The sequence below is a fragment of the Paraburkholderia solisilvae genome (assembly GCF_902859875.1).
Lineage (GTDB): Bacteria > Pseudomonadota > Gammaproteobacteria > Burkholderiales > Burkholderiaceae > Paraburkholderia > Paraburkholderia solisilvae.
The window spans coordinates 202,105-227,168 of record NZ_CADIKF010000002.1 but is presented as its reverse complement, the minus strand read 5'-3'; the positions used below and the strand labels follow the sequence as shown (position 1 = coordinate 227,168).

17 protein-coding genes and 1 pseudogene are annotated in these 25,064 nt (G+C 60.4%); 11 read left to right on the top strand and 7 right to left on the bottom strand.

Going from position 1 to position 25,064, the window contains the following annotated elements; all coding sequences use genetic code 11:
- Window positions 1–110 precede the first annotated feature (110 nt).
- The 5 genes from HV675_RS02435 to gspI form a co-directional block, all read right to left on the bottom strand.
- Window positions 111–2,378 carry a tetratricopeptide repeat protein gene (locus HV675_RS02435; RefSeq protein ID WP_246270064.1) on the bottom strand — a complete coding sequence of 756 codons (2,268 nt, stop codon included), beginning with the start codon at window positions 2,376–2,378 and terminating at the stop codon, window positions 111–113.
- 27 nt (window positions 2,379–2,405) lie between these two features.
- Window positions 2,406–4,679: a tetratricopeptide repeat protein gene (locus tag HV675_RS02430; RefSeq protein ID WP_175109154.1), complete on the bottom strand. Its 2,274-nt coding sequence runs from the start codon at window positions 4,677–4,679 to the stop codon at window positions 2,406–2,408.
- A gap of 106 nt (window positions 4,680–4,785) precedes the next feature.
- Entirely contained in the window at window positions 4,786–7,005 is a 2,220-nt protein-coding gene (locus HV675_RS02425; protein WP_175109153.1) for a tetratricopeptide repeat protein, read from the bottom strand.
- Between the two features lie 399 nt (window positions 7,006–7,404).
- Window positions 7,405–8,070: a PulJ/GspJ family protein gene (locus tag HV675_RS02420; protein WP_175109152.1), complete on the bottom strand. Its 666-nt coding sequence runs from the start codon at window positions 8,068–8,070 to the stop codon at window positions 7,405–7,407.
- Window positions 8,054–8,464: a type II secretion system minor pseudopilin GspI gene (gene gspI, locus HV675_RS02415; protein WP_246270073.1), complete on the bottom strand. Its 411-nt coding sequence runs from the start codon at window positions 8,462–8,464 to the stop codon at window positions 8,054–8,056. Before gspI ends, HV675_RS02420 begins: the two co-directional genes overlap by 17 nt.
- Window positions 8,465–8,965: 501 nt before the next feature.
- Between gspI and HV675_RS02410 the strand changes: the two genes are divergently transcribed.
- Window positions 8,966–10,075, top strand: a complete 1,110-nt coding sequence (locus HV675_RS02410) for a TIGR03118 family protein (RefSeq protein ID WP_246270063.1) — start codon at window positions 8,966–8,968, stop codon at window positions 10,073–10,075.
- A gap of 50 nt (window positions 10,076–10,125) precedes the next feature.
- Here HV675_RS02410 and HV675_RS02405 read toward each other — a convergent pair whose 3' ends face one another.
- Complete coding sequence (locus HV675_RS02405; protein ID WP_175109149.1) at window positions 10,126–11,082, bottom strand: isopenicillin N synthase family dioxygenase; 957 nt, start codon at window positions 11,080–11,082, stop codon at window positions 10,126–10,128.
- Window positions 11,083–11,383: 301 nt separating this feature from the next.
- On the opposite strand from HV675_RS02405, the gene HV675_RS02400 reads away from it, so the two are divergent.
- The 6 genes and pseudogenes from HV675_RS02400 to HV675_RS02375 all read left to right on the top strand — a co-directional run bounded on the left by HV675_RS02400 (window position 11,384) and on the right by HV675_RS02375 (window position 17,969).
- The gene (locus tag HV675_RS02400) at window positions 11,384–12,769 is read left to right on the top strand and encodes an FAD-binding oxidoreductase (RefSeq protein ID WP_175109148.1); all 1,386 of its coding nucleotides are present in this window, start codon (window positions 11,384–11,386) and stop codon (window positions 12,767–12,769) included.
- Window positions 12,770–13,117: 348 nt separating this feature from the next.
- A pseudogene (locus HV675_RS02395) lies at window positions 13,118–13,792 on the top strand (two-partner secretion domain-containing protein); the annotation flags it as partial.
- Between the two features lie 20 nt (window positions 13,793–13,812).
- On the top strand, window positions 13,813–14,625 hold the full coding sequence (locus HV675_RS02390) for a polymorphic toxin type 22 domain-containing protein (RefSeq protein ID WP_175109146.1): 813 nt from the start codon (window positions 13,813–13,815) through the stop codon (window positions 14,623–14,625).
- A gap of 161 nt (window positions 14,626–14,786) precedes the next feature.
- Complete coding sequence (locus tag HV675_RS32910; RefSeq protein WP_175109145.1) at window positions 14,787–14,897, top strand: colicin E5-related ribonuclease; 111 nt, start codon at window positions 14,787–14,789, stop codon at window positions 14,895–14,897.
- Entirely contained in the window at window positions 14,894–15,253 is a 360-nt protein-coding gene (locus HV675_RS02380) for a colicin immunity protein (protein ID WP_246270062.1), read from the top strand. The genes HV675_RS32910 and HV675_RS02380 overlap by 4 nt, the downstream gene beginning before the upstream one ends.
- A 961-nt stretch (window positions 15,254–16,214) precedes the next feature.
- Window positions 16,215–17,969, top strand: coding sequence for a ShlB/FhaC/HecB family hemolysin secretion/activation protein (locus HV675_RS02375; RefSeq protein WP_175109144.1), 1,755 nt, complete (start codon window positions 16,215–16,217; stop codon window positions 17,967–17,969).
- 57 nt (window positions 17,970–18,026) lie between these two features.
- Here HV675_RS02375 and HV675_RS02370 read toward each other — a convergent pair whose 3' ends face one another.
- Window positions 18,027–18,527: an Lrp/AsnC family transcriptional regulator gene (locus tag HV675_RS02370; protein WP_175109143.1), complete on the bottom strand. Its 501-nt coding sequence runs from the start codon at window positions 18,525–18,527 to the stop codon at window positions 18,027–18,029.
- A 149-nt stretch (window positions 18,528–18,676) separates the two neighbouring features.
- On the opposite strand from HV675_RS02370, the gene HV675_RS02365 reads away from it, so the two are divergent.
- The 4 genes from HV675_RS02365 (at window position 18,677) to arcD (ending at window position 25,060) form a co-directional block, all read left to right on the top strand.
- Window positions 18,677–19,693, top strand: coding sequence for a 1-aminocyclopropane-1-carboxylate deaminase (locus HV675_RS02365; protein WP_175109142.1), 1,017 nt, complete (start codon window positions 18,677–18,679; stop codon window positions 19,691–19,693).
- Window positions 19,694–20,080: 387 nt separating this feature from the next.
- Window positions 20,081–21,490 (top strand): class II fumarate hydratase, encoded by a 1,410-nt coding sequence (gene fumC, locus HV675_RS02360; RefSeq protein WP_217478004.1) that lies wholly within the window; start codon window positions 20,081–20,083, stop codon window positions 21,488–21,490.
- A 10-nt stretch (window positions 21,491–21,500) separates the two neighbouring features.
- Window positions 21,501–23,135, top strand: coding sequence for an NAD-dependent malic enzyme (locus tag HV675_RS02355; protein ID WP_175109140.1), 1,635 nt, complete (start codon window positions 21,501–21,503; stop codon window positions 23,133–23,135).
- Window positions 23,136–23,602: 467 nt separating this feature from the next.
- On the top strand, window positions 23,603–25,060 hold the full coding sequence (gene arcD, locus HV675_RS02350) for an arginine-ornithine antiporter (protein WP_175109139.1): 1,458 nt from the start codon (window positions 23,603–23,605) through the stop codon (window positions 25,058–25,060).
- The last annotated feature ends 4 nt before the right edge of the window (window positions 25,061–25,064 follow it).

Sequence of the window (25,064 nt, the reverse complement as noted above, 5' to 3'; positions counted from 1 at the left end):
ATGGCAATCGTATTTCCGGTGCTACGCACCTTATTGCCGTCGACGAGGTTCGAATCTTTTGTCACATGTCCGTCATATAGCCGCGACGCATGCCAAGCCGCGCGGCGCGGTCATCCGTGGCGGTTCGCGGCGATCCGCCGCGACAGTTCGTGCGCAACCCGCTCGACCACATCGGGCCAGTCGCCGGGTTTGTCCTGGCGAAAAAGCTGTGCCGTCGGGTACCACGGACTGTCGTTTCGTTCCAACAGCCAGCGCCAGTCCGGTATGCGCGGCAACAGCACCCAGACCGCCTTGCCGAGCGCGCCGGCCGCGTGCACCACCGAGGTATCCACCGAAATCACGAGATCCAGGTTCTCGATCAGCGCGGCCGTGTCGGCGAAATCGCGCAGCTCCGCGCCGAAATGAATCACGCTGCTTTGCGCAAGCGCCGCCGTGTCGCGCTCGCGAACCTGCTGTTGCAGGCTGACGAAGGTGGCATCCAGTGCGAAAAGCGGCGCGAGGGCAGCGAAGCTAAGGGACCGGTTCTGGTCGTTGTTGTGCCCCACATTCCCCGACCACGTGAGCCCCACCTTGAGCCGGCCCGACGGCGCGCGTGCATGAAGCCGCTGCCGCCAGTCGCTCACGCGCGCGGCATCCGCGAACAGATACGGCACGGGCACGGGAATGCTGTGCAGATCGGTCCCGAAGGCGAGCGGCAAACTCATCAACGGACATTGCAGATCGAAAGGCGGCAGCGGCTCGTCCGTCGACAACAGCTTGTGGCCGCCGCGCAGCGAAGCGAGCAATGGCTTCAGCGGAGTCGGCACTTCGAGCACGACCGACGCACCGCGCGCTTCGACCAGGCTCGCATAGCGGCAAAATTGCAGCGTGTCGCCGTAGCCTTGCTCCGCATGCAGCAACACCGTCTTGCCGGCAATCGACTCGTCGCCCGACCAGAACGGCCGGTCCTTATGACGGTGCGAGCGCGCGGTATCGGCATTCACCCAACGGTATTCGTAATTGAGCCAGCCTTCGGCGAAATTGCCGGTCAGCAGCTGACAATACGCTTCCTCGAGAAACCCCAGTCCCTTCGCCGGCTCCAGTTCCTGCATGCGGCGGTAGCTCTGCAACGCTTCGTCGAAGCGCCGCAATTGCTGCAGGGCGCCGCCGCGCAACGACCAGCCTTCCGCATCTGTCGGCTCGATTGCGACGGACGCTTCGTAGCCCGCCAGCGCGTCGTCGTAGTGGCCCAATTGCCGCAGCGTATTCGCGCGGCCGAACAGCAACTGCGCGTTCGGACCCAGGCGCGCAAGCGCGTTGTCGTACATCTGCAGCGCCTCTTCGTGGCGCTCCAGTGTGCGCAACGCGAAGCCCTGGTTGCGTAGCGCGGTATGCAGATCGGGTTCGAGCTTGAGCGCCTGCGCATAGGCGTCGGCCGCTTCGTCATAGCGCTGCAGTGCCTGCAACGCATTGGCCTTGCCGAGCCAGGCGCCGGCATGACCCGGCTCCAACCCAAGAATGCGTTCGGAGCGCGTCAGCAGTTCGTCATGAAGATGCAGCATATCGAGCGCGACGCAGCTGTGATAGAGCATCTCGACGTCGTCCGGCGTAATCTCGAGCCCCTCGTTGTAGCTGACTAACGCCGCCGCGCCGCGGCCCAGCATCAGCGACATCATTCCGCACAACGAGAGCAGCGCCGCCACGCGTGGCCGGACGACGAGCGCGAGCCGGTAGCTGCGCAACGCGTCCTCATAGCGGCCGAGGTCGCGCAATGCGTGGCCGCGATTGGTATGCGTCGCGTAGTTGTGCGGCGCCTGTTGCAACGCGCGGTCGTAGCTGATCAGCGCATCCGCCGGGCGGTCGAGCGCACGCAGCGCGTTGCCGCGATTGCTCCACGCTTCCGCCAGCGTCGGCACTAGCGTCAGCGCGCGCTCGTAAGCCTGCTGGGCTTGCGCGTAGTGCTTGAGGCCGAGCATCGCGTTGCCGTAAGCGACATGTGCCGGCGCGTGTCGCGCGTCGAGGCGCAACGCTTCGTCGATCGGCGCAAGGGCCGCTTCGTAGCGCTCCAGTTTGACGAGCACCGCGCCGTAGCCCGCGAATGCCCATGCCACGCGCCGTTCGAAGCGCAACCCTTGCGCGTACAACTTCTCGGCTTGCGCCGCATCGCCGCTTTGATCGCATGCGGCGGCGAACAGGAACAATGCGTCCGTATTATTCGGCTCGATTGCCAGCACGCCTTTGTACAACTGCTGCGCTTCGGCCAGCGCGCCTTGCTGGTGCAGCGTGTGCGCGCGTTGCAGCGAACTGCGTATTGCCGAATGCATCAGCATTGTCCGCTCGCCCGCCAGGCCCGCATGCACTTCCGGCACGCTATTGCTGCGCTCGCTGTCGCGTCTCATCGCTCGCCTCGTGTTCGATCGATTCCATCAGGTCGACAGCGCCGCCGGCGCCGCGGCCCATGGCGCGGACTGCAACGCGGCGCTGATCCGTTCGAATACGCCGTGCCATTCGCCGGCCTGGGTTTGCCGGAACAGACGCGCGCCCGGGTACCACGGGTTGTCGTCGCGATCGAGCAGCCAGCGCCAGTCGGGCAGATACGGCAGCATGACCCACAGCGGCCGGCCCAGCGCGCCGGCCAGGTGCGCCACCGACGTATCGACCGAGATGACGCAATCGAGACACTGCATCAGCGCGGCCGTGTCGGAGAAATCGCCCATCGCGTCGCTGACATCGCGCACGTTCGACGTCGCGAGCAAACGCTGTTCATCGGCGCGCACCTGCTTCTGCACGCTGATCCATGCGACCGACTCGGGCAGCCCTTGCAACAACGCTTCGAGCGGAATCGACCGGTTGTGGTCGTCCAGATGGTTCCGATTGCCCGACCATGCGATGCCGATGCGCGGCCGGGTCTTCGCGCCGAGGCGCGCCTGCCACTGCGCGACCCGTTGGTCGTCGGCTTTCAGATAGGGCACGTCGGCCGGTATCGACGCGAAATTCGTGCGGAACACGAGCGGCAGGCTCAGCAGCGGACAGTGCACGTCGAACGGCGGTAGCGGATCGCCCTGACCCACTATCTGGTCGACACCTTCGACCGTCGCCACGAGCGACTTCAATGCCTGCTGCACCTCGACGACAACCCGCGCGCCGCGTGCTTTGACAAACTTGACGTAACGGCAGAACTGCAGCGTGTCGCCCAAGCCCTGCTCCGCGTGCAGCAGAATCGTTTTGTCTTCGATCGATTCTTCGCCCAGCCATAGCGGTTGCGCGAACGCCTTCTTGAACGTGCCCACCTGTTCTTCTTTCCAGCGCCATTCGTATTCGGGCCAGCCGCGTTCGAAATCGCCGGCCTGCAGATAAACGAAAGCTTTCGTGAAGTGCGTCGGGATATTGCCGGGGTCGAGCGCCAGTACGCGGTCGTATTCGACGAGCGCTTCGTCATGCCGCATCAACGAGCGCAACGCGTTGCCGCGCTGGAAACGCGCGGCCTTGTCTTCCGCGTCGAGCGCCAGCACGCGGTCGAGATTGACGATCGCTTCCTCATAACGGTGCAGCCGCTGCAGCACGCGGCCACGGTAGAACCACGCGAGTTTGTACTGCTCGTCGAGGGCAATCGCGCGGTCGCAGCTTTCCAGCGCTTCGGGCAGCCTGTTCAAGTCGACCAGTGTCCGCGCGCGGTTGCACCACATTTCGATCGACAAAGGCGCGATTTCGAGCGCAGTTTGATAGCTTTCCAGCGCTTCTTCGTGCCGTTCGAGGCTGTGCAAGACGTTGCCCTTGTTGGCTAACGCGGAAGCATGCCGGGCGTCCAACGCCAACACCCGGTCGCAGCGCGCCAGCGCGTCATCGAAACGGCCCAGCCGCTCGAGCACCACGGCGCTGTTGTAAATCGCGTCGACGTAGTTCGGCTGGCCCGCAATGGCCTCGTTCATGCTGCCGAGCGCGGCGTCCAGACGGCCGGAATCCGCGAGCGTCAAGCCTTGCATCAGCAGCACTTCAACGCTGTTCGGGACAATCGACAGTGCGCGGCCGTAGGCGTCGAGCGCGTCGACGAAGCGACGCATATCGCGCAGCACATGCCCCCGTTGCCGATGCGCATTGAACGAGCGCGGATCGAGCCTCAAAGCCCGCTCGCTCGTATCCAGCGCTTCCTGAGCACGATTGAGCGCCATCAGTACCACGGCGCGGCTGCATAACACGTCGACGGCGGTGGGCATGAGTTCCAGCAGCCGGTCATAGGCGGCCAGCGCTTCGTCGTAACGACCCAGTTGAGCCAGCAAACCCGCACGCAACAGCAATGCGCGCGGATGAGCGGGATTGACCTGCAACGCGGCATCCAGCTGCTTTAACGCGTCTTCCCGCCGCCCGAGGCTCACCAGCACCGACGCATGGTTCGCGAGCGATAACGCCGACCGCTCGCATGCAATCGACCGGCACAGCACCTCGTCGGCTTCTTCCATCCGTCCGCGCTGAAAATACAGCACGCCCAGCAAATGCAGCGCCTCCGCATGCTCCGGTTGCGCCAGCAACACGTCGCGATATCCTCGCTCCGCATCGTCCAGCGCGCCTCGCTCATGCAACGTTCGCGCGCGCTTCAGCGCGCCGTCAAGCGCCGTGGATGCGACTCCTCCCGCTAACCCCGTGGCAGGCTGCGCGTGCGCACCGCCTTGCGTTTTTTGCGTTGTTTCCGCTTCAGACACCATCGATGATCCTCTCGTCGGACGTCACAGAGTTGCGCATGTACAGATTCGTGCAGTTGCGGTGCGCAGTTGCTCCGAAGTTGCCTCGCTGTTGCCTCAGCGTTTGCCGCTACAACAGCCGTACCAGTTCTTGCCGAACGGTGCCGATCAGGTCCTGCCAACGCCCGGGCGCCGGTTGCCGGAACAGGCGCGCGCTCGGATACCACGGGCTGTCGCCGCGCTCCCGCAGCCAGCGCCATTCGCCCAGATGCGGCAACAAGATCCACACAGGGCGATCGAGCGCACCCGCCAGGTGCGCCACCGCGGTATCCACCGCAATCACGAGATCGAGCGATTCCATCAACGCGGCGGTATCCGAAAAGTCGCGCATATCCGCATCGAAATTCCGCAGCGGCGACGCTTCGAGCACCGCGATGTCACGTCCGCGCACGATCTTCTGCAAGTTGATCCACTCGATGTCGAGATCCAGCAGCGGCAGCAGCGTCGCGAGTTCCATCGAGCGGTTGCGGTCGTTGCGATGCTCCGGATTACCCGACCACGCGACGCCGACCCGCATGCGACGCTTCGCACCCAGCATCTCGGCCCACGACGCCATCAGCTCGGGGTTTGCGTGAAGGTACGGCGTGCCGGCCGGAATCGTCGCCAGATCCGTCTTGAATGCGAAAGGCAGGCTGAGCAGCGGACATTGATAGTCGTGCGCCGGCAGCGGGTCGCCCGCCGCGATCACCTGCGCGGCGCCGCGCAGCGGTGCAAGCAGCGACTGCAACGCCGGCTGCACTTCGAGCACCACGCGCGCGCCTGCGTCCGCGAGGCGTTCGACATAGCGGCAGAATTGAATGGTGTCGCCGAAACCTTGCTCCGCGTGAAGCAAAATCGTGCGGCCTTGAAGCGGCTGCTCGCCGGTCCAGCGCGGTTGGGCAAACCCGCGGCGGCTGTGTTCGGACTTCGGGTCGCGCAAACGCCACTCGTATTTCGGCCAGCCGCTGGCAAACTCGCCTTGCACAAGGTGAATGAAGCCCTGTGCAAAGTGCGCATCCGTATAGTTCGGGTCGAGCGCAACGGCCTTGTCATACGCCTGCATCGCGGCGTCGAGACGATCCGTTTCGAGCAGCACATTGCCCCGGTTGAACCACGCGGTCGCGTATTTTGGACTGGTCGCAATCGCGCGGTCGTAAGAGTTCATCGCTTCTTCGTAGCGATGCAGGTCCTGCAGCACATTGCCGCGATTGCACCAGGCTTCAGGGAAATTCGCGCTGCCGGCAAGCGCCGCCTCGTAGCTCGACAGCGCTTCTTCGTGCCGCTCCAGATGGCGTAACGCGGTGCCGCGGTTACACAGTGCGTCCACCGCGCCCGGTTCGAGTTCGAGCGAGCGCCGGTAGGCTTCGGCCGCTTCCTCGTAACGCGTGAGATGCAGCAGCGCATTGCCGCGCGCGGCCAGCGCCTTCGCGTGATCCGGTTCCAGCGCAAGCACGCGGTCACAACGTTGCAGCGCCTCTTCCGCCCGCCCTAGCCGTTCGAGCGCCACCGCGCTGTTGTAGATCGCTTCGACGAAATCCGGCCGCGTCGCGATCGCTTCGTTGAAGCTTGTGAGCGCCTCGCGCGCGCGGCCGAGATCGACCAGCGTGCGGCCGCGCGCTGAAAGAATATCGGCGTGATTCGGCACGATCGCCAGCGCGTGATCGTAGTTTTGCAGCGCCTCCGCGTTGCGCTGCAAATCGCGCAGCACGTTCGCGAGGTTGTAGAACGATTCGAACGAGCGCGCATCGACGGTCAATGCGCGCTGGTAGCTTTCCACCGCTTCCTGAAGCCGCCCGAGCGCGCGCAACGCGGCGCCGCGATTGCAAAGCGCATCGAGCGTCAACGGCGACACCGCAAGCGTGCGGTCGTAGCCCGCCAATGCCTCTTCATAGCGGCGCAGGCCCATCAGCATATTGGCGCGGCGGACCAGCGTCTGCACATGGTTGCGGTCCAGCTGCAACGCGCGCTCCAGTTGCGCCATGCCTTCGTCGGCTTTGCCATTCGCCGCCAGCACCGCGCCCAGATCCGATACCGCGTTCGCCTCCGCGGCAAGCGCCGCCGACTGCCGCAGCAGCGCTTCCGACGCAGCCGCATTGCCGCGCTGGAACTCCAACACGCCGAACAGATGCAGCGCCTCCGGATAATCCGGATGCACCGCAAGCGCGGCTGCATATTCGCGCGCGGCGTCGTCAAACTTGCCGGTGCCGTGCAAATCCCTTGCCCGCGAAAAATGCGCGGCAGCTTGCCGCCGCGCCGCGTCCGTCGGTACGAACGCGCCCGTGCGCGTGCCCGTTGGTTGGTCGACCTCCATGCCCGCCTCCTGATTCTGTTGCGACACAGTGAGCACAGACCAGCGCGAGCGTAGTGCCGCTTCTCGATCTGAGCGTTCAGACTAGCGGACAGGGAGTAACACCCGTGTGACGAATGTTACGGACCATTTTGCCGCGCGTTGGAGAAGCGCATGCAGACTTGATGTCACATCGCGTTAAGCTTTTTTTAGCGGCTACGCGACCGCACCGTCGCTCTATGGCAAGCGTGCGGATGCGCCATGGCTGGGCATAAACTGGAACGTCGGTGGACAACGGACGATGCGTGCGCAACTATCCGCAATCGGATTGGAACCATTGGTCAATGGTTCACCGGCGCTCAAGCACGGCTTATGTGCGTATGACTGAGGGCAGACGGTCTTCGCGCGGACCGCGCAGCCTCGCTACTGTCCGATCGGAAGCGTGCGCACAAACTCGACCGGCGGCGTACCGATTGTCACAACGAAGCGGATACCGCGCGGCAGCGGCATGCCCACCGATGTACCGTTGCTGATGCCGTGCTTTTCGAGGAACAGCGCATAGCTGTTGTCGACCGCTTTCTGATCCGACGTCCATCCAACCTGCGGCACCCAGACCGCCAGTTGCATGCCGGTCGCCCGGTCACTGGCCACCACGCTGGCAAAGTCGTCCATATGGTGCAGCGCATCTGCGAGCTGCGACAGCGAGGACAACGGCTGCGACGCGCTACGCATCAACTCGTGATCCTTCAACCGATACCGAACCACCTGCACCTGCGTGGGAGCGTTCCCCACGCCCAGATGCCGGATCAACACAAGCTCATCGCGACGAATCCTCAACGGCGGCCCGAACACCTCATCCGCCGTGACGAGATTCATCATGTCGAATTGCAGTTGCGAGAAGTAACGGCCCAGCAGCCGTGTTTCGGCGAGATTGGCCGTGACGTCGTCGCGGCCGCGCACGGTCGCATCGAGTCCGCGCCACGCCAGCACCGCAATCACCGCAAGCAGCGCGATCGCAACCAGCATCTCGATCAGCGTGAAGCCGGCGGTGCGCGCAACGGCGCGCGGCGGTCTAATGGCGCGCCTCATCTTGCACCACCGTCACGGCTTCAGCCAGCACGATCCGATTCGCCGCCGACGGATACACACTTACCGTGACCTGACGCACGAGCGGGCTCGCCAGCGCCGTCACCGCTTGCCGGCAAACAAACCGGTAAGCGCCCTGTGGACAGGCAAAGGTGGTTTGCCCAGGCGGCGGCCAGGCCGATGAAATGCGCAGTTCGCTCAATGCGTTGTCCGCGCTCCACAGTGCAAGCAGATGCTGGCGCGCCGAGTCGGTATCCGCCGCAAGCGCGCCGATTGCTCTCAACACCGCGCCAAGCGCGATTGCGACAATTGCGAGCGCGACCAGCACCTCGATCAGCGTAAAGCCGTGCATCGCCGTGATGGTCATCTTTACGCTGCCGCGCCGCGCGTACATCATGCCGGCCGTTTGCTTGGTACGCATCGCTCGCTCATGTCGGATCGGTGGAATCTCATTTCATCGCGAGTCCGTTCGACCCGATGCGTGCTCCCCGCGCGCGCAAAGGAGAACCCGCGAATGTGCAAGCGAACTTAGCCGATTCGTGTGGCGAATCCGTGTCGGATGCTGAGTACCTTTTTGCCACGCTGTTTCGCATGATCGCCGGATCGACCGTGAAATCGCCTTGATCCCGTATCTCCTCACCGGTCGCCGGCATGCGGCCTTCCGCATTGGGTGCACACCCTTTCATCCGTTCAACAAGTTCACGATCGAACGCTCGCTCCATTTTCCAGGAATAAAGCTTCTCCTGATGCTGTTCTGGAAAGTGCCATGTATTGCATAGGGTTGCTATGCAAGTGCCGCACCGCCCCTCCGTGTTGCCGGAATGGTTAGGCCTGCGTCCCGACCGTTGCGATGACAAGCCCGGCAATGCTCATAACACCTTCAATTCAGGAGATTCGCGTGATAACCCGTAAAGACATTCTCTTTGCAGTCGCATCGGCTTCGCTGGCTATCGGTCTGGCTGTGGGTCTGAACGCGTGCGGCGGCGGCGGAGACGGACACGCTTCACCGCCACAGACCACCTTCAACGAAACACTGCTCGCCTCCGACGGCAGCGTCATCGCCACGAAGGCGGATGCGGACTTGCAGAACGCGTGGGGCGTGACCTTCAACCCCACCGCAACCATGTGGGTCTCCGATAACAACGCTCAAAAATCCTCACTATTCGATGGCAGCGGCAACGCGCAGTCGCTCGTCGTCTCGATTCCCGCCGGCACCAACGGGCCCGCCAGTCCGACGGGCATCATCTTCAATCCGACGACGGACTTCGTGATCAGCTCGAACGGCGCAAGCAGCAAAGCGGTATTTATCTGGGCAACCGAAGCGGGCACGATTGCCGCGTGGTCGCCCAACGTGCTGGCGACCGAAGCGGTCACCGCGTACGACGACGCGGCCGGCGGCGCCAACTACAAAGGCGTGACGATGGTCACTGTCAACGGTCAGAACATGCTGTATGCGACGGACTTCCATAACGCGAAGGTCGATATGTTCGACGCGCAGTTCAAAAAGATCCAGCCCGCCGGCCAGTTCACCGACCCCGCCTTGCCGACCGGCTTTGCGCCATTCGGCATTCAGCATCTCGGCAATAACGTGTTCGTCACCTACGCGCAGCAGAATGCCGCGAAAGCCGCCCAGGTGGTTGGCGCAGGCCTCGGCATTCTCGACGAATACGATCTGAGCGGCAACTTCGTACGGCGCGTCGTCAATAACGGCGGTGTGCTCAACGCGCCTTGGGGCATGGTGCTCGCACCGTCCAACTTCGGCTCATTGTCGAACATGATGCTGGTCGGCAATTTCGGCTCAGGCGAGATCGAGGCATATGATCCGACGAGCGGCCAGGATATGGGCGCGTTGACGCTGGGCAATGGGCAGCCGTTCCTGCAAAAGGGCTTGTGGGGCCTCAGCTTCGGCAATGGCGTCGGCAATCAGTCGACCAACACGCTGTTCTTTGCCGCAGGCCCCAGCGCGACGTCCGGCCTGTTCGGCCGGATCGACACGGTGACGCAATAAGCGTTGGCCTGAAGCGTTGACCCGCTGCGATGCTGTTGCGCCCACACTCATCAGCCTGTAAATGCGTAGTTGGCGCGCAGCATCGTTTCCAGATGTTCGCCGTAGGTTTTCGGCTGAGGCATGCAATCGCATAGTGCATCGTTCATCGATGTCACGGGTACGACGCGCGTGTTCAATCCGCAATCGTAGAAGAAGCCGATCGAGTAACGCGACTTCTCCGGATGATTGATCACGCGGTGCGGCGTCGCCTTCAGCGCGCCGCTGCTCCATGCCTCCATCACCTGCCCGGTGTTCAGCACGAGCGCGTGCTCGATGGGCGGCACGTCGAACCAGCTGCCATCTGCGGCTCTCACTTGCAGGCCGCCGACGCTATCCTGCGCGACGAACGTCAAGCACCCGTAGTCGGTGTGCGGCGCCGAGCCAAACTGATTCGCTTCGCGATCCGGCAGCGGCGGATAGTGCAATAGACGCAAGATCGGATTCGGCGTAGCGAAGTGACCGTCGAGACCGTCGCGACTCAAGCCGAGCATGCACGCAAAACATTGCACGATGACCTCGCCGACCCGTGTCATCGCTGCACGATAGCGCCGCACCACAATCTCGAACTCTTTCGGGTCGCGCGGCCATATCTGGTGCCCGCCCACTGCGGAACGGAACCACTGTTCGCTGAGCGTCTCGTCAAGCTCATTGAGCACGATGAACGACTCGCTGTGATTCGGCATACGCGCGGAGCCCAAGGTTGAGCGAATCAGCGTCGACGCGCCGAGCGGCAGATAGCCACGCAGATTCGCACCAAAGCGATACGCGAGTTTCTGTTCGAGCGGCAGCGCATAGAACCTCGCCGATGCTTCGAACAGGTCGTCCATCATCCGCGCCGGCACGCCATGGCCGGTCAGAATCGAAAAGCCCACGGTGGAGTGCGCTTCGTACAGCTTCTCCTCCACTCGACGCCAGGCTTTCGGGTCATCCTCGTAGAGAGCAGAAATATCAATAACAGGTACCAGCATGATGCCTCCCATATCCGGTGTGGCGCGGACCTCGTCATGTATCGAAAGGGCGCGCATGGATGGCGAAAACTCAACGGACAGGCGAATTGACGCTTGCCTTGAGATTCGAGCGTACATGCTGAAAATGAGCAAAGAATGAGATCTGCTTGATGCTTCGTCGGTTCGGGAATGCGCAACCCTGCTTCGCCTGATTCGTGAAGCGCGCCTGCGTAAGCACCATAAATATTCGTGTGCACTTTCAAACGGAATCGTGCTGACGCCAAGCCATCGGTCACGGGTTAGCCGATTCAAAGGAGTATTTATGGCCGGAATCTTGAAGCATGCGGACGGCTCGATTGTCGAGCTGAGGACCGTCAAGCGGTTTATCAATACATTCGCGGGCGAGGCGCTGCTGCCCGGCGACGCGCAGTACGATGCCGCACGCACGCTTTGGAACGCGAGCGTCGACAAGCGGCCTGGCCTGATCGCGCGCTGCACGTCTACCGCCGACGTGGCGCGGGTCGTGACGTTCGCGCGCATCAACGACTTGCTCGTTGCGGTAAAAGGCGGTGGACACAACGTTGCGGGCCGCGCGCTATGCGACGACGGCATCGTGATCGATCTATCGCGCATGAATCGCGTGAGCGTCGATGCGCCTTCGCGTACGGTGACCGTGCAAGGCGGCGCGCTGCTCGAAGACGTCGATCGCGAAACGCATCCTCATGGTCTCGCGGTGCCTGCGGGCACGATGTCGAAAACCGGTATCGGCGGGCTCACGCTCGGTGGCGGCGTAGGGTGGCTCACGCGCAAATATGGGCTGACTTGCGACAATCTTCTTTCTTGTGAAATTGTCAGCGCGCAGGGCGAAGCGTTGCAAGTCGACGAGGCGTCGCACTCAGACTTGTTCTGGGCGCTGCGGGGCGGTGGCGGCAACTTCGGCGTCGCGACGTCGTTCCGCTTTCGCGCGCATCCGGTTGCGACGGTGCTGGGTGGCGTGATTGTTTATCCGCGCGAACATGCGGCGGCGGTGATGCGCTTCTATCGCGACTTCATGATGACGGCGCCCGCCGAACTGACAGCTTACGTCGGCATGATCTGGACACCGGAAGGCGTGCCTGCCACGGGCATCATGATGTGCTATTGCGGTACGCCCGAAGCGGGCGAGCCGATTGTGCAGAGGCTTCGAACGGTGGCGCCGCCGATATTCGAAGCGATACAGCCTATGCCCTTTCCGGCGATGCAAAAGCTTGTCGACCACACCAACCCGGACGGTAACCATAACTATTGGCGCTCGACGTTCGTGACAAAGTTGAGCGACGAGGTGATCGATGTGATCGTCGCGCAAAGCAACCAGGCTCCGTCTACGTTGACCGCGGTGCTGGTGCAGGTGTTTAACGGCGCGGTGAACCAGGTCGACGCAACTCGTACCGCGTTTCCTCACCGCAATGCGGGGTTCAATATCGGCATTGAAGCCAAGTGGACCGAGGCGGCGCGCGGCGCACAGAATATGGCGTGGACGCGGGGCTTTGCGGATGCGCTCAAACCGTATTCGAGTTATACGTGCCTCGTCAACTTCCTCGGGGATGAAAGCGCGAATGAAGTGCGTGCGGCGTTTGGCAGCAGCTATGAACGTCTGGTCGATGTTAAAACCAAATATGACCCGACCAATTTCTTTAGCCTCAATCAGAATATCAAGCCGCGGATGTAGGCTCGGCGCTTAACGAAGCAGCGGTGTGTGCGCTGCGGGTTAGCGTTTCGTTTCGATAGGGGCGGTGTTTGATACTCCAGCGCCCTGCTTTGCCGGTCACGATGCACGGGTTCTTGTGCATCGTGATTGAACCCGTTGTCCTCCCATACTGAACGTGGCAGCCGAATCTGCGGCTAATGCGCTTGGCTCGCACTCGCTACCGCATCTGCAGTAGTCGCTCGATAAGAAAACTCTGATTTCAATAAAAGCGTTGTATCTGTCTCATCAACGTCGAATACATTGATACGCAGCACGTGATGCCGCGCTAGTTTACGCGTCTTCACAAATCAGTATGCCGAACGAAGTTGGATGAACAGGAATAGATATCGGCTGGTGTACAGCCGGCTCAGAGAGATGCCTGTCGCAGTCAGCGAAATGGCTGCGGCAACGGGGAAGAAAGCGGGTTGCGGTGGTGTTGTCGTTCGTGTGTCGCGCGATGCTGTGAAACGCGATGAACGGGTCAGGCTTCCGGTCCGGGTCAAGCAGATTGCGGTCGCTGCGCTGGCGCTGTTTGCGGCGTCTTTCTCGTCGATGGCGCAGATCGTTCCGTCAGGTGCGAACGGTCCAGCCGTCATCCAGACGCAGAATGGTCTGCCTCAGGTGAATATCAACCGGCCGTCGGGCGCGGGCGTGTCGATGAACACGTACGGGCAGTTCGATGTGCCGTCGCGTGGCGCGATCGTGAACAACTCGCCGACTGTCGTGCAGACGCAGCAGGCCGGCATGATCAACGGCAATCCGAATTTCAGCCCCGGCGACGCGGCGCGCGTGATCGTCAATCAGGTGAACAGCAGCGCGGCGAGTCAGATCAACGGTTACCTCGAAGTGGCCGGGCGACGCGCGGAAGTGGTCGTTGCCAATGGCAGCGGAATTTCGGTCAATGGCGGCGGATTTATCAACACGTCGCGCGCGATTCTCACGACCGGGACGCCGAATTTTGCGGCGGATGGTTCGCTGGCGGGCTTCGATGTTTCGCGTGGGCTTACGCGCAGCAGAACGTTAGCGTGGTTACGTCGTCGGGCACGTTGTCGAATGGCGGCACGCTGGCCGCGAATGGTCAGGCGTCGGTTATCGCGGCGATGGGCGCGGCGGCGAGTTCGGTGATTGGCTCGCTCCTCGGGCCGACGGCGAACATGTCGGCGGCCGACCGTGAGGCGCGTGAGAGTCTGGTGAGCAGTCTGGTCGCGGGGATCGCCACGGCGTCCGGTACGAATGCGGCAACGGCCACCGGCGCCGCGCAGATCGAGGTGGAGAACAATCAGGTTTCACTGGCCGGTAAGAAGCGCAATGATCCCTTCGATGCCTTCAAGGTGAATCTGCTGAGCAAATACTGCGGGGCTGGCAATTCGTGCACGGACGAACAAGTCAAGCAGGCATTGCAGGCGCAAGGAGCACTGACTCAAGCATTGAGCGAAAGTCTGGTCGTGGCAACGATTTCGCCAAACTACGCAACCATTGGCGCAAGTAGCCTTTCCGGCGCATTAGGCGGTGCCGTAAATCTATATGACGGAACGTTGTACGGATCATATGGGGTTGTCCAGTCCTTCCCACCGGCCTCTTGGGCCCCCGGTGCTATGACCACGCTCGGTTGGATTCTCGGCGCGCATGACGCCGCGTCAACGAATTCGTTCATGAATGGCGATAGCAACCAGTTCTATATATCCGTTCCGGCGGGACACGTAAACTTGGTAGGTGCAATCACTCACGCCTATGGCGGATCCACTTCAATTGAGTTCGGCGTTGCACCCCCGGGAGGATTTAGTGCCGGCTTAGTCCCTTGGAGTCATTCGACTCCTATAACTGGCAACACCAAATAACGGAGGCATCGATGCGAGGACCAACGGACGAAGAATGGAAACGCATGACCCCGGAGCAACGCCGGACCTACAAAATTTTCGTAAGTATCGTCGTACTTCTTCTTGTCGCACTGTTTATAAAGAAGTTTTTTTTCTAGCGTCACCGCGGATCCGTTGCGTCCGTGCTTTACGTTGTTGTGAATGAGAGAACAGGCGAAGTGGTCCAAATTAGCGATAAGACCGACCCTGACTGGACCGTTGACGCTCGAATTAGATGGAGCAACTCAAAATGAATTCAGATCGAGCTAGAAATATTCTTGTTGATCGCTCGAAGCGTTATACCGATCTCGAAGATTTTTTTTCACTTCATGGAAGTGTTGTCATGAAGCTCACGCCCGAGGCAGCGATTGCCGTCTGCGAGCAGGCTGCACAACGAGGATTGGTTGTTGCTCGTATTGAAGGCGGAATTTGGCATAACCCGAAATTCGAGGCACGCATTGATTGCATATGGGATGGCGCAGACCCACCGATAGCCTCACAGGCTGCACACGAGAACAATCTATCCGCAATCGAATTCATTCGATCCGTACTGCCCGAGCATAGTGCTTTCATCATTACGGCCCCACCAATCACAGGATGGGAGCGGTAATCCCGGCGCTGGTGTCGGGGGCTGTGTCGGAGATGGAACAAGGACAAGCGAAATGGACGGCCAAAATGAACGTATCAATCACTGGAAACGCCATGCTGAAGCGGAAGATTTATGCCGCCAGCGCCGTTTGGAGGTTTTTTGCTATTGTTTTGATTAGGAGTCGCCGCTGTAGGAGGATATGCAAGCAGGGCACATTATTTAAAAATCAAACCCTTCGACAGATCCTACAAGAATGCCAGGAAGAGCTACGAAGTTAAGGAAGAGGAACAAGATAAGTCTTGACAGCAACAAGATACCGGCAACCAGCACGCAACAGCAGCAGTGCAATGCTCTATTTCAAACCACATGTTCTCGAAAAACCGTCCAGAGTTTCGCCGTCCAGCAGTGGGGCCTCGTCGTTCCACATGGCCTCATCGCTTTGCCGAAATATTCTTTGGCGCCATCGCAAAAGCGACGATGGTTGTGGCAGTCCTTCTAATGATCGTTCTCGACAGTTTCTCCGGAGGAGCGGGTATAGGGAACAGCCTAAGCGATCTTCCTACGACGCGCAGGGGATGGAGAAATCTATTCCTTGTTGTATTGGTGTTCCTCGTAGTAATCGCAGGAGGTATCTATCTGTTCTCCTCCATGGACCATTCCACGTCCCCCTGACTCGATCGGATAGCACATTTAACAGAAATGTAGGCCGGTTCGACCAGTAGTCGCTTCCTGATGAAAAGCAAAATCACGCGGACAGATCGGGCAACGACTTGCGACCTTTCTCTCAATGGTCCGAAATCGCCAGAGCAGAAACGCTCCTACTTCATCTTTTTCGATGTGGTACTAATCATTTTCGCGGCATTGTTTTTGGAAAAATACTTTAGCCAAGCACGTCTCTTTTAGGCAGACATTTCTGTCTGCACTCCATGCGCCTAATGGCCGCAATTTAAATCCGTAAATCCGTAATTGAAGTGAAGCATCGATGAGATCAACAATAAGGCTAGCGGTTCTACCGCTCACAGCCCTGGTAACACTCGTGTCCAACGCACAGCACGCCCCGACGCGCGCAGACGAAGCTGCAGCAGCGAAAGCCAACGCAGAGCAGAACCAGCAACTCCAGCAGCAACGCGAAACACAGCAGCGCGACGCTTCGATACAGGCGCCCGCGGTGCGCTCAACCCTTCCGCAAATCGAAGGCTACCCCGAACTCCCTAACGAAACACCATGCTTTCGCATCGACGCATTTGAGCTCGACGTCCCTACGAGCTTGCCCGATGCCGTCCGTGACAAAGGAGCATCCGCCTTACCGCTCGACCCGTTTGCGTTCGCACGTCAATGGCTCGACCACTACACCGCGCGTTGTATCGGCCGAACCGGTATCGACATCCTCACCAAGGGATTGCAGCACACCATATTGAGCAAAGGCTACGCAACAACCCGCGTGCTCGTACCTCAACAAGACCTATCAACCGGCACGCTAAAGCTCGCACTCATACCCGGCGTCGTTAAGCAAATCCACTTCGCCGATCCCACCACCCGCGGCACATGGAAATCCGCATTCCCCACACGCAACGGCGACCTGCTAGATCTCCGCGACCTTGAACAGGGCCTGGAACAAATGAAACGCATCGCATCTCAAGACGTCGACATGAAAATCGAGCCCACCGACATACCAGGCGAAAGCGACGTCATCATCTCAATCAAGCGCTCAAAACCCTGGACCTTCGTCGCCTCAATCGACGATTCCGGCACAGAAGCCACCGGCAAATGGCAAGGCAACATCAGCCTGGGCATCGACAACCCGCTCGGCCTGAACGACATCTTCACGATCGGCGCAAACCAGGACCTGTCATTCGGCAACAAGTCGCTCGGCTCACACGGCTTCAACGGCTCGTATTCAATCCCATTCGGCTACTGGACAGCAACGCTATCCGGCAACACAAACACGTACTACCAGAACATCGCCGGCGTGAACCAGACATTCGTCTCGAGCGGCAATTCACAAACGGCAGCACTGCGCCTCTCGCGCGTTCTGCGTCGCAGTCAAAGTGACGTGTTAAGCACATACGTCCAGCTTTCGAAACGCTTCGGCGAGAGCTTTATCGACGATACATCCATCCCGCAGCAGAACCGCAACAACACATTCATCGAAGCAGGCGCGACTGACCGACACTACTTCGGCGCATCGCAGTTCGACGGCACGATCGCATATCGCCAGGGCATCGGCGGTCTCGGTGCAACGTCCGATCCGTATCCGACCGGCCCCACCTACCGCTATCACATGGCGGTACTCGACGCGAACCTCTCCATTCCATTCGCGCTAGCGAAGCAAAGCTTCCGATACGTCACGACGCTGCACGGTCAGTTCACGCGCGACACGCTGTTTTACCTCGACGACCTGACGATCGGCAGCCGCTACACCGTACGCGGATTTGACGGCAACACGATGCTCGCAGCCGAAAAGGGCCTCTACTGGCGCAACGAACTGCAATGGCCGATCGATCAGACCGGCCACACGCTATACGTCGGCATCGACTATGGACACGTGTTCGGACCGAACACGGCGTTTCTGGCAGGGACCCAACTGGCGGGAGCAGTCATCGGCATTCGCGGCGGCATACCGGCGAAGTTTGGCGCGCTGTCCTATGACCTCTTTGCAGGAACGCCCGTGTACAAACCAGCGGGATTCCCAACCGCGCACGTCACGGCTGGAGTCGCACTGACCGCGAGATTTTGAACGCGCCGTTTGGACAAGCGCGCTTGCCAACCGGATGCGCGCCCCTCAAACCCCGCTTCAAACCGGAAACGAAGTAGTCGACAAAATCTCGCGCAACGCGATAAACGACCGTATCTGCCGCACGCCTGGCAAGTAAAGCAGTTTCTCCGCGTGCAGCTTGTTGAAGCTGTCGTTATCGCGCGTGCGGATCAGCATGAAATAGTCGAATTCACCGGTCACCACGTGGCACTCCATGCAGCCCGGCACTTTCTGCGCAAGCCGCTCGAATTCCTCAAACGACTCGGGCGTCGACCGGTCGAGCACGACACCGATCACCACCAGCATGCCCGCATCGAGCCGCTTCGGATCGAGCAGCGCAACCGTCGAACGGACATAGCCCGCACGCTTCAGACGTTCGACGCGACGCAAACACGCGGGTGCGCTGAGGTTCACCTTGGCCGCAAGCGCGACGTTCGAGATCGATGCGTCGCGTTGCAACTGCCGCAGAATCGCACGATCGACTCGATCGATCTCGAGGCTTTCCTGTTGTGCCGTTGCGCGAAGCGAAGGTTTTTTCATTGCGTTAAATCGCCGAAATAAGAAATGAGATTAGGCTAATCACACGTTCCCTGTTTTTAAACTACGCATTGATGTTTATTTTTGCAAGCTCATTTTCGCGATGATTTCCTAGCATGTAGCCCATCATCCCGAGAGGAAGGAGCCTGGCAATGAACTTGCGAAGTTTTCCGCGTTATCCGCTGACTTTCGGCCCGACGCCGATTCTTCCGTTGAAACGTCTGAGCGCGCATCTCGGCGGCAAGGTCGATCTGTACGCAAAGCGCGAAGACTGCAATAGCGGCCTCGCCTTCGGCGGCAACAAGACGCGCAAGCTCGAATATCTGATTCCCGAAGCGCTGGAGCAAGGCTGCGACACGCTCGTATCGATCGGCGGCATTCAGTCGAACCAGACGCGCCAGGTCGCCGCGGTCGCTGCGCATCTCGGCATGAAGTGCGTGCTGGTGCAGGAGAACTGGGTCGACTATTCGGATGCGGTCTACGACCGGGTCGGCAATATCCAGATGTCGCGCATCATGGGCGCGGACGTGCGCCTCGTGTCCGACGGCTTCGACATCGGCATTCGCAAGAGCTGGGAAGACGCGATGGAAAGCGTGCGCGCCGCGGGCGGCAAGCCGTTTCCGATTCCCGCCGGCTGCTCCGAGCATCCGCTAGGCGGGCTCGGGTTTGTCGGCTTCGCGGAAGAGGTGCGTCAGCAGGAAGCCGCGCTCGGCTTCCAGTTCGACTATATCGTCGTCTGCTCGGTAACCGGCAGCACGCAGGCCGGCATGGTCGTCGGATTTGCGGCCGATGGCCGTGCACGCCGCGTGATCGGTGTCGATGCGTCGGCGACGCCGGAAAAAACGCACGCACAAATCTCGCGCATCGCGAAGCACACGGCGGAAATCGTCGGTCTCGAACAGCCGATCAATCAAAACGACGTGATTCTCGACACGCGGTTCGCCGGGCCCGCATACGGTCTGCCGAACGAAGGCACGATGGAGGCGATCCGTTTGTGCGCACGAATGGAAGGCATGCTCACCGACCCCGTGTACGAAGGCAAGTCGATGGACGCGATGATTCAGATGGTGCGCAACGGCGAATTCCCGGTGGGTTCCAAAGTGCTTTATGCGCATCTTGGCGGGGTGCCGGCATTGAACGCATATAGCTTTCCATTCCGTAATGGTTGAACATTGAAAAGCTGAGCCGTTGAATGCCAGGCGACGGCTAGCCGCTCCTGCGCAACCACGCTCACTGCATTTTTCTTTATCTCCCGGGCCGGCCTGATAGATTCAAGCCGGCCTTCGCATTTCCGCGCGACAGCGCATGCATACTCGTTGCGCCCAAACAGAACGTTTGTATAACTATCCGGCGGTTTTCGGGTCCTGTATCGTCAAAGCCTCTCCACCGTTCGTTCGTATCAACCCGGCCGATGCTCGCTGCGCTATCGCGCGTGGCTGACGAGGCGGCAGTTGGCACACTCCGTTCCGTCTGCACGCTCGTGCGCTCCCGCGTACTCAGCAAGCGCTTCATCCGGCCTTCACACCTGGCACTCGATCTTCATCGAAAGGAGGCAAGTGATGAGCAACGTTCGTACAGAGTCCGACAGCATGGGAGAAGTCGTCGTCCCCGCCGACAGGTTATGGGGCGCGCAAACGCAGCGGTCGCTCGAGCATTTCAACATCGGCCACGATCTGATTCCGCGCGAGATGATCACCGCGTACGCGACGCTAAAAAAGGCGGCCGCAAACGCGAACCTCGCCGGCAAGCGGCTCGACCCGGCCGCGCACAAGTTGATCACGCAAACATGCGACGAAATTCTCGCGGGCCAGCATCACGAGATGTTTCCCCTGCATGTCTGGATGACCGGCAGCGGCACGCAGTTCAACATGAACGTCAACGAGGTGATCTCGAACCGCTGCTGCCAGCTTGCCGGTACACCGCTCGGCAGCAAGCATCCGGTTCATCCGAACGATCATGTGAACATGTCGCAGTCGTCGAACGACTCGTTTCCGTCGGCGATGTACATTGCCGCGGCCGTCGGCACCACGCAGCGCCTGATTCCCGCGGTGCGCGACCTGCACGCCGCGATCGATGCCAAGGCGGCCGAGTGGATGGACATCGTGAAGATCGGCCGCACGCATATGCAGGATGCGACGCCGCTCACGCTCGGCCAGGAATGGTCCGGTTACGCCGGCATGCTGGAAGACAACCTGTTGCGGCTCGATGCGGCCTTGCACGGTGTCTATCACCTCGCACTGGGCGGCACCGCAGTCGGCACCGGCATCAACGCCGCGCCCGGTTTTGCAGAGGCCGTGGCGGCGGAAATTGCGAAGCTTACGGAACTGCCGTTCGTGAGCGCGCCGAACAAGTTCACGGTGCAAGGCGCACACGATGCGCTAATCCATCTGTCCGGCGCGTTCAGAACGCTCGCGGCGTCGCTCTACAAGATCGCGAACGACATTCGCCTGATGTCATGTGGACCGCGCGCCGGCTTCGCGGAATTGCTGATTCCGGAAAACGAACCGGGCTCGTCGATCATGCCCGGCAAGGTCAACCCGACCCAGGCGGAAGCGTTGACGATGGTCGCCGTGCAGGTCATGGCAAACGACGTCGCGGTCGGTTTCGGCGGCGCCGGCGGCTACCTCGAGATGAACGTGTACAAGCCGCTGATCATCGCCAACCTCGCGCAGTCGATCACGCTGCTCACCGACGGTTGCACGAACTTCCGCCGCTTCCTTGTCGAAGGCACGCGGCCGAATCTGAAGAAAATCGACGAATACGTCGAACGGTCCTTGATGCTCGTCACTGCACTCGCGCCGGTGATCGGGTATGACAAGGCATCGCAGATCGCGCACCACGCGATGGACCACGACCAGACGCTCAAGCAGGCGGCGCTCGAACTCGGCTTTGTCAGCGAAGAAGAGTTCGATCGCATTGTCGACGCCCGCAAGATGGTCAAGCCGTATGTCGCCACCGGACAATAAGGAGCCTTCGATGAACACGCAAGACAAAGTCAGCGGTTACGATCTGCTACGCTCCGCGCATCTGAACAAGGGCATGGCGTTTACCGAGGCTGAACGGCGCGCCTACCATCTGGAAGGGTTGTTGCCGCCGGGCGTCCGCACGCTCGAACTGCAGGTGGCTCGCACGCATGCGGAACTCGCGCAAATCGAGAACGATCTGCACAAGTACCTGTACCTGTCGGATCTTCAATCGCGCAACGAGACGGTGTTCTACGCGACGTTGATGTCAGACCCATCGCGTTTCATGCCGATCGTCTACACGCCGACGGTCGGCGAAGCGTGCCAGAAATTCGACCACATCTATCGCGGCGGGCGCGGCATGTATGTGCCGATCTCCGCGCGCGGCCGCGTCAAGGAACTGCTGGAAAACTGGCCGGAGAAGGATGTGCGGTTTATCGTCGTGACCGATGGCGAACGCATTCTCGGGCTCGGCGACCTCGGCGTGTGCGGCATGGGCATTCCGATCGGCAAGCTGTCGCTTTACACCGCGTGCGCGGGCGTGCCGCCGCAATACTGCATGCCGGTGACGCTCGACGTCGGCACCAACAATCACGAATTGCTCGAAGATCCGCTTTATCTCGGCATGCGCCACGAGCGCGTGCGCGGCGACGACTATCACGCGTTCGTCGGCGAATTCATCGATGCGGTCCAGGCGTTGTTTCCGAAATGCTGCGTGCAATGGGAAGACTTCGCAAATTTCAACGCGGTGCCGCTGCTCGCGCGCTACAAGGACAAGCTGTGCACCTATAACGACGATATTCAGGGCACCGCCGCCGTGGCGCTCGCCGGCATCTTCGGTGCGTTGCGCATTTCCGGCCAGAAACTCGCCGATCAGCGTTTTCTGTTTCTCGGCGGCGGCTCGGCGGCAACCGGCATCGCCGAGCTGATCAGTGAAGCGATGACGCTGGAAGGCATGACGATCGACGCCGCGCGGGCGCGCCATGCGCTGTTCGATATTCAAGGCTTGATGGTCAAATCGCGCAGCGATCTCGCGGATTTCCAGAAACCGTTCGCGGTTGAACACGCCCCGCTCGATACGTTCGTCGACGCGGTCAAGGCGCTGAAGCCCACCGGCATTATCGGTGTCAGCACGGTGCCGAAGCTGTTCAACCAGCAGGTGATCGAAGCGATGACCGAACTCAATGAACGGCCGATTATCTTCCCGTACTCGAACCCGACGTCGCGTTCCGAATGCACGGCGGAAGAAGCGTACGCATGGTCGAACGGCAACGCCATCTTCGCGAGCGGCAGTCCTTTCCCGCCGGTCACGCTTCATGACGGGCGCACGTTCATGCCTGGGCAAGGGAACAACGTCTATATCTTCCCGGCGATGGGGATGGCCGTTTTCGCCACTGAAGCGACACGCGTCACTCAGGAAATGTTTATTGTTGCGGCGAAGGCGGTAGCCGAGCAGGTCACCGAACAAAGCCTCGCGACCGGGCTGATCTATCCGCCTCAAGCGAAGATTCTGGATGCATCGCTGCATGTGGCCGCGCGGGTGGCGGAGCATATCTTCGAGAAGAACCTGGCGCGTGTGCCACGTCCATCGGACATCGAGGCCTATATCAGGAAGCGCGCTTATCGACCAGCGTATGCCACTACTTGAGAGTGAGAAGCCTATTCAGCTTCGGGTTTCCGGGAGCGATCCGTTTGCAGCCAACCGCGCCACGCGGCAATCGTTGCTAACGTTACGCTCCCGGCTTCGCGTTTCAACTTAACGAAACGATCGGACACAAAGTCTCTTTGGCGGCCTTGAACAATTCGGCTTCATCTACCAGAATAATTTACGAGCCTCTTTCCCCGACAGCAGCCGTTACCGGTGGAGCGGACCGCAACTGCAAGGCCCTCTTCCGAGTCGTTAAAAGCCGTCACGCCTGATAAAAATTTCTCGACCATTGGCGGTTCAAACAGCCAGCGCAGTGCTATCAGATAGTGTAATTTTCATATTTAGCATCGTTAGTATTCTTAATAAATTAGCTAAATTACGTATTTTCGTTGCGCGGATTTACGTCAAGGCATTGCCTGAAAGCGATGCCCGACGGATACGCGCGCGCCTGCCGCAAGGGAGGAGACATGAACCAGGCAACGGGACTCACTCACGCAGAGCCGGCCACCCATAAACTCCGGCTCGGCGCGCTCACTGCGCTTGTCATCGGCTCGATGGTCGGTGGTGGCATCTTCTCGTTACCGCAAAACATGGCCAACAGCGCCGACGTCGGCGCGGTATTGATCGGATGGGTCATCACCGGCATCGGCATGCTGATGTTCGCATTCGTTTTCCAGACGCTCGCGATTCGCAAACCCACGCTCGATGGCGGCGTCTATGCGTATGCGCAAGCCGGCTTCGGCGATTACATGGGCTTTTCATCCGCGTGGGGCTACTGGATCAGCGCGTGGCTTGGCAATGTCGGCTATTTCGTGTTGCTTTTCAGCACGCTCGGCTATTTCTTCCCCGTGTTCGGCGAAGGCAATACGGTCATTGCAATTGTCTGCGCATCGGTGCTGCTGTGGTGCGTGCATGCGCTTGTGTTGCGCGGCATCAAGGAAGCCGCCTTCATCAATCAGATTACGACCGTGGCCAAGATCGTGCCGCTCGTGCTGTTTATCGTGATCTGCTTCTTCGCCTTCCGGCTCGATATTTTCACCGCGGACATCTGGGGAAAATCCAATCCGAATCTCGGCAGCGTGATGAACCAGGTCCGCAACATGATGCTCGTGACGGTATGGGTATTTGTGGGCATCGAGGGCGCGAGTATTTTTTCAGCTCGCGCGGACAAGCGCAGCGATGTCGGCAAGGCCACCGTAATTGGCTTTGTCACCGTGCTACTGGTGCTGGTGCTGGTCAACGTGCTGTCGCTGGGCGTCTTGACGCAACCGGATCTGGCAAAGCTGCAGAATCCATCGATGGCCGGCGTGCTCGAACATGTGGTCGGTCACTGGGGCGCGATATTGATCAGCGTCGGCCTTGTGATTTCGCTCGCCGGCGCGCTGCTGTCATGGGTGCTGTTGTGTGCGGAGATACTGTTCTCCGCCGCGAAAGACCGCACGATGCCCGCGTTTCTGCGTAAGGAAAATGCGAATAGCGTGCCGTCCAACGCGTTGTGGCTGACCAATGCGATGGTGCAGATCTTTCTGCTGATCACGCTGTTTTCGAAGGGTACCTATCTGTCGCTGATCTACCTCGCGACCTCGATGATCCTCGTTCCGTACTTGTGGTCGGTCGCCTATGCATTTCTGCTCGCACTGCGCGGAGAAAGCTACGAGACGAGCACGGCGTCGGCCCGCAACAAAGATCTGATCATCGCCGCGATCGCGGTGATCTATGCGGCCTGGCTGCTCTATGCGGGCGGCGTCAAATATCTGTTGCTGTCCGCCCTGCTCTACGCGCCGGGCGCGATTCTGTTCGCCAAAGCCAGGCGCGAAAACAGCAGCCCTGTGTTCACGTCAACCGAGAAGCTGATATTTGCCGCCGTCGTGATCGCCGCAATCGTCGCGGCGGTCGGTTTGTACCAGGGGTTCCTGACGCTCTGATTAC

Coding starts and splice junctions, on each gene's coding strand:
- HV675_RS02355 (WP_175109140.1), top strand. CDS start 21,501: ATGAACACGCAAGACAAAGTCAGCGGTTACGATCTGCTACGCTCCGCG.
- arcD (WP_175109139.1), top strand. CDS start 23,603: ATGAACCAGGCAACGGGACTCACTCACGCAGAGCCGGCCACCCATAAA.
- HV675_RS02375 (WP_175109144.1), top strand. CDS start 16,215: ATGAGATCAACAATAAGGCTAGCGGTTCTACCGCTCACAGCCCTGGTA.
- HV675_RS02365 (WP_175109142.1), top strand. CDS start 18,677: ATGAACTTGCGAAGTTTTCCGCGTTATCCGCTGACTTTCGGCCCGACG.
- HV675_RS02405 (WP_175109149.1), bottom strand. CDS start 11,082: ATGCTGGTACCTGTTATTGATATTTCTGCTCTCTACGAGGATGACCCG.
- HV675_RS02420 (WP_175109152.1), bottom strand. CDS start 8,070: ATGAGGCGCGCCATTAGACCGCCGCGCGCCGTTGCGCGCACCGCCGGC.
- HV675_RS02430 (WP_175109154.1), bottom strand. CDS start 4,679: ATGGTGTCTGAAGCGGAAACAACGCAAAAAACGCAAGGCGGTGCGCAC.
- HV675_RS02370 (WP_175109143.1), bottom strand. CDS start 18,527: ATGAAAAAACCTTCGCTTCGCGCAACGGCACAACAGGAAAGCCTCGAG.
- HV675_RS02435 (WP_246270064.1), bottom strand. CDS start 2,378: ATGAGACGCGACAGCGAGCGCAGCAATAGCGTGCCGGAAGTGCATGCG.
- HV675_RS02400 (WP_175109148.1), top strand. CDS start 11,384: ATGGCCGGAATCTTGAAGCATGCGGACGGCTCGATTGTCGAGCTGAGG.
- gspI (WP_246270073.1), bottom strand. CDS start 8,464: ATGATGTACGCGCGGCGCGGCAGCGTAAAGATGACCATCACGGCGATG.
- HV675_RS02380 (WP_246270062.1), top strand. CDS start 14,894: ATGAATTCAGATCGAGCTAGAAATATTCTTGTTGATCGCTCGAAGCGT.
- HV675_RS02425 (WP_175109153.1), bottom strand. CDS start 7,005: ATGGAGGTCGACCAACCAACGGGCACGCGCACGGGCGCGTTCGTACCG.